The sequence below is a fragment of the Kitasatospora sp. NPDC059577 genome (genome assembly GCF_042735475.1).
Lineage (GTDB): Bacteria > Actinomycetota > Actinomycetes > Streptomycetales > Streptomycetaceae > Kitasatospora.
Genome location: NZ_JBHWBZ010000066.1, coordinates 26,697 through 33,655, shown reverse-complemented (window position 1 = coordinate 33,655; position 6,959 = coordinate 26,697). Strand labels below are relative to the sequence as shown.

General features: G+C 74.8%; 6 protein-coding genes and 1 pseudogene. 3 read left to right on the top strand and 4 right to left on the bottom strand.

The features are described 5' to 3' along the window. Window positions 1-224 precede the first annotated feature (224 nt). Complete coding sequence (nagB, locus tag ACFV0O_RS34940; protein WP_360267757.1) at window positions 225-1,007, top strand: glucosamine-6-phosphate deaminase; 783 nt, start codon at window positions 225-227, stop codon at window positions 1,005-1,007. On the opposite strand, the gene ACFV0O_RS34935 is transcribed toward nagB, so the two are convergent. The 3 genes from ACFV0O_RS34935 to ACFV0O_RS34925 all read right to left on the bottom strand — a co-directional run bounded on the left by ACFV0O_RS34935 (window position 974) and on the right by ACFV0O_RS34925 (window position 4,618). Continuing rightward, entirely contained in the window at window positions 974-2,077 is a 1,104-nt protein-coding gene (locus ACFV0O_RS34935; RefSeq protein ID WP_380347902.1) for an aminotransferase class I/II-fold pyridoxal phosphate-dependent enzyme, read from the bottom strand. The two genes, nagB and ACFV0O_RS34935, sit on opposite strands and share 34 nt — an antisense overlap. 121 nt (window positions 2,078-2,198) lie before the next feature. After that, window positions 2,199-2,834, bottom strand: a complete 636-nt coding sequence (locus ACFV0O_RS34930) for a transcriptional regulator (RefSeq protein WP_380347900.1) — start codon at window positions 2,832-2,834, stop codon at window positions 2,199-2,201. A 173-nt stretch (window positions 2,835-3,007) separates the two neighbouring features. Next, window positions 3,008-4,618, bottom strand: a complete 1,611-nt coding sequence (locus ACFV0O_RS34925; protein WP_380347898.1) for a beta-propeller fold lactonase family protein — start codon at window positions 4,616-4,618, stop codon at window positions 3,008-3,010. Between the two features lie 386 nt (window positions 4,619-5,004). Between ACFV0O_RS34925 and ACFV0O_RS34920 the strand changes: the two genes are divergently transcribed. Both ACFV0O_RS34920 and ACFV0O_RS34915 read left to right on the top strand, forming a co-directional pair. After that, a complete protein-coding gene (locus ACFV0O_RS34920) occupies window positions 5,005-5,472 on the top strand; it encodes an RrF2 family transcriptional regulator (protein ID WP_380347896.1) in 468 nt (155 codons plus the stop codon). A 117-nt stretch (window positions 5,473-5,589) separates the two neighbouring features. Beyond that, on the top strand, window positions 5,590-6,771 hold the full coding sequence (locus tag ACFV0O_RS34915; protein ID WP_380347894.1) for a globin domain-containing protein: 1,182 nt from the start codon (window positions 5,590-5,592) through the stop codon (window positions 6,769-6,771). Here ACFV0O_RS34915 and ACFV0O_RS34910 read toward each other — a convergent pair. Further along, a pseudogene (locus ACFV0O_RS34910) lies at window positions 6,772-6,959 on the bottom strand (chorismate synthase); the annotation flags it as partial.

Sequence of the window (6,959 nt, the reverse complement as noted above, 5' to 3'; positions counted from 1 at the left end):
CCCGACGGGTGGGTGGGCGCTGGCCGCGCGGGGGGGGCCCCCCGGGGGGGGCGGGCGGCGGGGCCCCCCGGCCCGGGCGCCCGGCCCTTCGGCGTCCCGCGCCGAGGGGCCCGGAGACCGGCTCCGACCAGGCCCCGGGTGGACCTGGGGCACCCGTTCACGGCAAACTGGTCTAGACCTCGGAGGTCTAGACCTCAGACGCGCCTCAGAACGGTGGACCCAGTATGGAAATCGTGATCGTCCCAGACGCCCCAGCGGCCGGCGAGCTCATCGCCGCGGCGATCACCGATCTGCTGACCGACAAGCCCGACGCCCTGCTCGGCGTGGCGACCGGCTCGACCCCGCTGCCGATCTACCAGGCCCTCGCCGCGCGGGTCGGCGACGGCCGGCTGGACGCCTCCCGGGCGCGCGTCTGCCAGCTGGACGAGTACGTCGGCCTGCCAGCCGGCCACCCGGAGTCCTACCGCTCGGTCGTGCTGCGCGAGGTCGTGGAGCCTCTCGGCCTGACCGAGGACTCCTTCCTGGGCCCGGACGGCAACGCGACGGACATCGCCGCGGCCGCCACCGCCTACGACCGGGCGCTGGCCGGGGCCGGCGGCGTCGACCTCCAGCTGCTCGGCATCGGGACGGACGGCCACATCGGCTTCAACGAGCCCTGCTCCTCGCTGGCCTCCCGGACCCGGATCAAGACCCTGACCCGGCAGACCCGCGAGGACAACGCGCGCTTCTTCGACAGCATCGACGAGGTCCCGCACCACGTCATCACCCAGGGCATCGGCACCATCCTGGAGGCCCGCCACCTGGTGCTGCTCGCCACCGGCGAGGCCAAGGCCGAAGCCGTCGCGCTCGCCGTCGAGGGCCCGCTGTCCGCCGTCGTCCCCGCCTCCGCGCTCCAGCTGCACCCGCACGCCACCGTGGTGGTCGACGAGGCCGCCGCCTCGCGCCTCAAGCTCGCCGACTACTTCCGCGACACCTACGCGGCCAAGCCGGCCTGGCAGAAGCTCTGAACGCTCCCCACACCCGTGACGGCCGGGGTGGGCGTCAGCTCGGAGCGGAAGATGCTCGCGGGCAGCAGGATGACGCCCGCCTGCTCGACCAGCCCGGCGCAGAAGGCCTCGACGCCGTCCGCCCCGAGGTACCGCGGGAACGCGACGCAGCCGCCGTCCGGGGCGCGCCACTCGAAGCGGTCGGCGAACTCCGCGAAGAAGGCGTCGAAGAGCGGCAGGTTCTCCGCGATGATGCCGCGGTTGCGCGCCAGGATCCGTTCGCGGGCCGTGATCGCGATCCGGGCCAGCACCTCGCTCGGCGCCGAGTTGCAGATCGTGGCGTAGTGCTTGGCCCGCTCCAGGCGGGCGCGCAACTCCCGGTCCCGGCAGGCGATCCAGCCGATCCGCAGGCCGGGCAGGCCGAGCGACTTGGAGGTGACGTTGAGCGAGAGGGCGCGCTCGGAGAGGTCGGCGGCCTGCGGGAGGGTCCGCGACGGGTCGCGCTCCAGGCCGCGGTAGACCTCGTCCGAGAAGAGTCGGATGCCGCGCCCGTCGCAGAGTTCGACGAGCCGGGCGAAGTCGGCGGCGCCGATCACCGCGCCGGTGGGGTTGTTCGGGAAGTTGACCGACACCACCCTGGTGTTCGGGCGCAGCGCCGCCTCGACCGCGTCGAGGTCCAGCGCCCAGTCCCGCCGCTCGTCCAGCGCGACGCCGGTGACCTCGCACAGGGAGAGCGGAATCGTCTCGGCGGACTGGTAGTTGGGGGTCACCACCACCGCGTGGTCGCCCGGTTCGAGCAGCACCCGCATGGCGAGGTTCAGCCCCTCCTGGGCGCCGCCGAAGCAGATCACGTCGTCCGCGTCGACCCGCTCGTACATCCCGGCGACGGCCCGGCGCAGCCCGGGGTCACCGTAGGTCTCGGTGTAGCCGAGGGCGAGGGTGTCCCAGGCCTCGCGGTCCTCGGGGCCGGCCAGGGCGAGCAGCTCAGCCATCGTCATGGTCTGGGCGTCGGAGGCGGTGAGGTGGTGGGGGGCGGTGAACTCCCAGCGGGACAGGTGGGTTTCGAGCCGGAAGTCGGGGAGCTGGGGCACGGGGCGGTTCCTTCCTGAGGCCCGCGGGGGGCTGCGGGGGGGCTGCGGGGCGTGCGGTCCTGCGGGGGGTCGCGGGTCTTGCGGGGTTCAGGGCCCCGCGGGGTTCAGGGCCGCGTGGGGTTCAGGGCCCCGCGGGGTGCTTGAGTTCGGCGAGCAGGCTGTAGGCGGTGGAGCGGGAGATCCGCAGTGCGGTGGCGACGACGGGAACGGCGCGGCGCACGGCGAACACCCCGGCCTCGTCGAGTTCGCGCAGCACGGCCAGCCGGTCCTCGCGGGTGAAGCGTTCCAGCGGACGGCCCTGCGCGCGGACGCGGCCGCCGATCACGTCGTTCATCCGCTCCGTCCAGTCCCGTTCGAAGAGCGGTTCGGGGCGTGGCGCGCTGGGTGCGGCGAAGCCTGCCAGCAGGGCGGCGGCCTGTTCCAGCGGGCCCCGGTCGAGGTTGACGCAGAGCACCGCCGTGGGCCGGCCGGCGTCGTCGCGCAGCACGGCGCTGACGGAGGAGAGCCGGCGGCCGTCGGGCAGCGACTTCTCGTACGGGCCGTAGACGTCGGGGGCGGAGGGGTCGACCTCGTCGAGTTCGCCGAGCATCGACGGGTCGCCGGGGGCGCGGGGGGTCATCGGGTTCCAGATGGCGAGCACCCGGTCGGTGGCGGGGTCGTGCAGCACCACCTCGGCGTACGGGCCGAGCAGCAGGGCCACCGCGCGGCAGACCGGGGCGAAGGTCCGCACCCGGGGGTCGGGGTTTTCCGAGGGCATGTCTGGACTGTACGTCCAGATCGGACACTTCGTCCAGCACGGTCCCGGCGCCGTCGACGGCGGAGGCCCCGCCGGGGGTACCCCGGCGGGGCCCGAGGTCCGTGCTCACACCCCCGTCCGGACCGGCGCCGCGGTCCGACGACGGACCCGGGGCGCCCGGACGGACGCGGGTGCTACTTGCAGGTGATCGTCAGCCCGAGGACGCTCGCACAACTGCGGGTGTCCCGGCTGGTGGTGGGAGCCGGGTCGGCGGGCGTGCCGGCCGAACGGGCCACGGTGACGTCCCAGTTCCGGATCGGCGAGAGCAGGCCGACCCTGGCCGAGAAGTGCCGGACGGCGGTCGCCCCCTTGGCCAGCGGTGCGGACAGCGCGCAGGTGAGCTTCCCGGCCGCGACCGTGCAGTCGGTGGAGCTCCAGGTCAGCCCGGCGGGCAGGGTGGCGGCCACGGCGGCCGCCGTCAGCGGGTCCGGCCCCTGGTTGGTCAGCGTGACCACGTAGTCGACCCGGCTGGCGAGCAGCTGGGTCACCGGGGTCGCGGTGAGCGCCACGCCCAGGTGGGCGCTGGGCGCGGTGTAGGTGAAGCGGTCGGCGGCGACGGCCGCGCTGGTGCCGCCGGGCGTGGTGACCCGGACGTCCACCGGACCGGTCACGGTGGTGGCGGGGGCGGTCGCGGTGCAGCTGGTCTTCGTGCAGCTGAACGCGGCGGCCGCACCGGCCGCACCGAAGGTCACGGCGGTGGCGCCGTTGAGGTCGGTGCCGGTGACGGTCACCGCGACGCCGCCCGTCCCGGAGCCGCCGTTCGGGGTGACCGCGGTCACGGCGGGCACCGGCAGCGGGAAGTCCAGCACCTGGACGGCGCCGCCGGTGAAGTCCGCCAGGTAGCCGTGCCGCCCGTCGGCGGTCAGCGCCAGCGCGTACGGGCTGGCACCCACCGGGACGGTCGCGGTGACGGTCCGGGCGGCGGTGTCCACCACGCTCAGCGTGTTGTCGGCGTAGTCGGACACGTACGCGGCCGAGCCGTCGGGGGCGAGGGTGACGGCGTACGGACCGGAGCCGACCGCGACGGTGCCCAGGACCGCGTTCGCCGCGGTGTCGATCACGGCGGCGGTGCTGTCGTCGCCGTCGGCGACCCAGAGCCGGCTGCCGTCGGGGCTGAGGGCGAGGCCGAAGGCGCTGTGGCCGACGGGAACGGTGGCGCTCACCGCGCTGCCCACGGTGTCGACGACGTTCACCGCCTTGTCCCCGGAGGCCGCGACGTACAGCCGCTTGCCGTCCGCCGAGACGGCCAGCCCGTGCGGCTCGGCACCGACCGGGACGGTCGCGGTGACGGTGTTCGTCGCGGTGTCCAGCACGCTCACGGTGTTGGCGGCGGCGTTGCTCACGTAGGCGCGCGCGCCGTCGGGCGACAGGGCGAGGCCCCAGGGCTGGGCGCCGACCGGGACGGTCGCGGTCACGGTGTTCGACGCGGTGTCCACGACGCTGACCGTGTTGTCCAGGTGGTGCGTCAGGTAGGCGCGGTGCCCGTCGGGCGAGACGGCGACCGCGTAGGAGCCGGAGCCGTCGGTGAAGCTGCCCGTCACCGTCCCGCTCGCGGTGTCCAGCACGCTGACGGTGCCGGTGCTCTGGCTGGTGACGTAGGCGTGGCCGCCGTCCGGCGTCAGCGCGACACCGGCCGGGTAGGGCGCCACCGGCACCTGGGCGGTGACGGTCGGCGGTGGTGCGGCGGCCCGGGCGGTGCCGGGCTGGGACAGCAGTGCGGCCGTGGCCGCGGCTATCGCGGTCACGGCCGTCAGGGTCCGGCGGGGTGCTCGGCGTGTTCTCACGGTCTCTCCGTTCGGTCGGCGGTGCGGTGGTGCCGGTGGTGTCGGTGGTGCGGGCGGTGCGGCTGTGCGGTACGTCACGTGCGGGGTCGACGGTGCCCGGCCGCACCTGCGGTACCGGGCCGCACGGGCGGTGCGGTGCGCCACGCGCGGGGCGCCGCGCCACGCGCGGGGCGGGCCCGGGGCCGCACGAAGCGTAGAAGCCGTGCTGACTGCCCGTCAGCGGGTGACCACTAATGTCGCCAACTGTTCAGATTCGACCGGTTCACCGGGGCAGCCGGCGGGACCGGCCCGATCAGGGGCGTGCAGAAAATTGGAGTTGTGGAGTCGTATTCGATAGCGTTTCGAACGTGAGGCTGACCAAGAGCACCGACATCGCCCTCCGGATCGCCATGCGACTGGCGGTCCTGAAGGAGGGCGACAACCCGACCACCCGCGAGGTGGCCGAGTCGGTCGGCGTGCCCTACACCCACGCGGCGAAGGTGGTCAGCCGCCTGCAGCACCTCGGGGTGGTGGAGGCCCGGCGCGGTCGCGGCGGCGGGCTGATGCTCACCTTCGCCGGGCGGACCGGCTCGCTCGGACTGCTGCTGCGGGAGCTGGAGGGCGTCGGCGACGTGGTCGGCTGCGAGGACGACCCGCCGTGCCCGCTGCGTGCCGCGTGCCGGCTGCGCGGGGCGCTGCGCAACGCCCAGGAGGCGTTCTTCGCCACGCTCGACCCGCTCTGCATCGACGACCTGGTGGCCGCGCCCACCGGGCCGGTCCTGCTCAGCCTCACCGCACGACCGCCGGGCACTCCCGCCACCGGGTCCGCCGGCTGACCCCGCCCCACCCACCGCTCCACCCCCGCCCCACCCGACCGACCCGCCCCCAACGGGGTCGCGCGCCACCGCGCGGCCTTTAATGCGAATCTCAGATACCAGTTAGGAGCCCCACTGATGCTGTCCGCGAAGTCCGCCGAGGTCATCGAGGCCACCCTGCCCGTCGTCGGCGCCGCCATCGGCGACATCACCCCGCGCTTCTACGACCGGCTGTTCGCCGCCCACCCCGAGCTGCTGCGCGACCTCTTCAACCGGGGCAACCAGGCCAACGGCACCCAGCGCCAGGCCCTCGCCGGTTCGATAGCCGCCTTCGCCTCCGCCCTGGTCGCCCACCCGGACCAGCGCCCGGACGCGATGCTGGCCCGGATCGCCCACAAGCACGTCTCGGTCGGCATCGCCGACGACCAGTACAAGATCGTCCACGAGCACCTGTTCGCCGCCATCGTGGAGGTCCTCGGCGAGGCCGTCACCCCCGAGGTCGCCGCCGCCTGGGACGAGGTGTACTGGCTGATGGCCAACGCCCTGATGGCCGTCGAGAACCGGCTGCGCACCGAGGCCGCCGCGGGCGGTGACCCGGACGACCTGTGGCGCCCGTACACCGTGGTGGCCCGCCACCAGGAGACCGAGACCGTCACCGGCTACCTGGTCCGCCCGGCCGACGGCCGCCCCGTCCCGGCGTCCCGCCCCGGCCAGTACGTCTCCGTGCGCACCGAACTGCCCGACGGCGCCCGGCAGATCCGCCAGTACAGCCTCTCCGGCCGGGCCGACGGCGCGCTGCGCTTCAGCGTCAAGCGCGAACCGGGCGGCGAGGTCTCCGGCCACCTGCACGACCACCTGCGGGCCGGCGACACCGTCGAGCTCTCGGCCCCGATGGGCGACGTCCTCCTGGCCGACGGCGACGGTCCGGTACTGCTCGCCTCCGCCGGCATCGGCAACACCCCGATGACCGCGATGCTCGACCACCTGGCCGCCACCGGCTCCACCCGCCGGATCGTCTCGGTGCACGGCGACCGCAACCAGCTCGACCACGCCTTCCGTGCCGACCTGGCCCGGCTGACCGCCGAGCTGCCGAACGCCACCGCCCACGTCTTCTACGAGCAGCCGCTCGGCGAGTGGCCGGCCGAGCGCACCGGACTGGTCGACCTCGCCTCCGTCGAGGTGCCGGCCGGCACCACCGCCTACCTCTGCGGCCCGCTGCCCTTCCTGCGCGCCGTCCGCGAGCAGCTGCTGACGGCGGGCGTCCCGGCCGCCGACATCCACTACGAGGTGTTCGGCCCCGACCTGTGGCTCGGCGCCTGATCACCGGCGCCCCGGCCGGATCCCCGGTCCGGGGGCGCGGGTCCTGATCCCCCGGACCGGCGCCGCGGGGCCCCGGCCCCGGTCGACGCCGCCGCCGCCCACGCCCCCCTTGATCGCCGCGATCCCCATCCGCGCGGCGCCCAGCCGCGCGTCCAGACGGCGGTCCCAGTGCACGTGCGAGCCGAGGC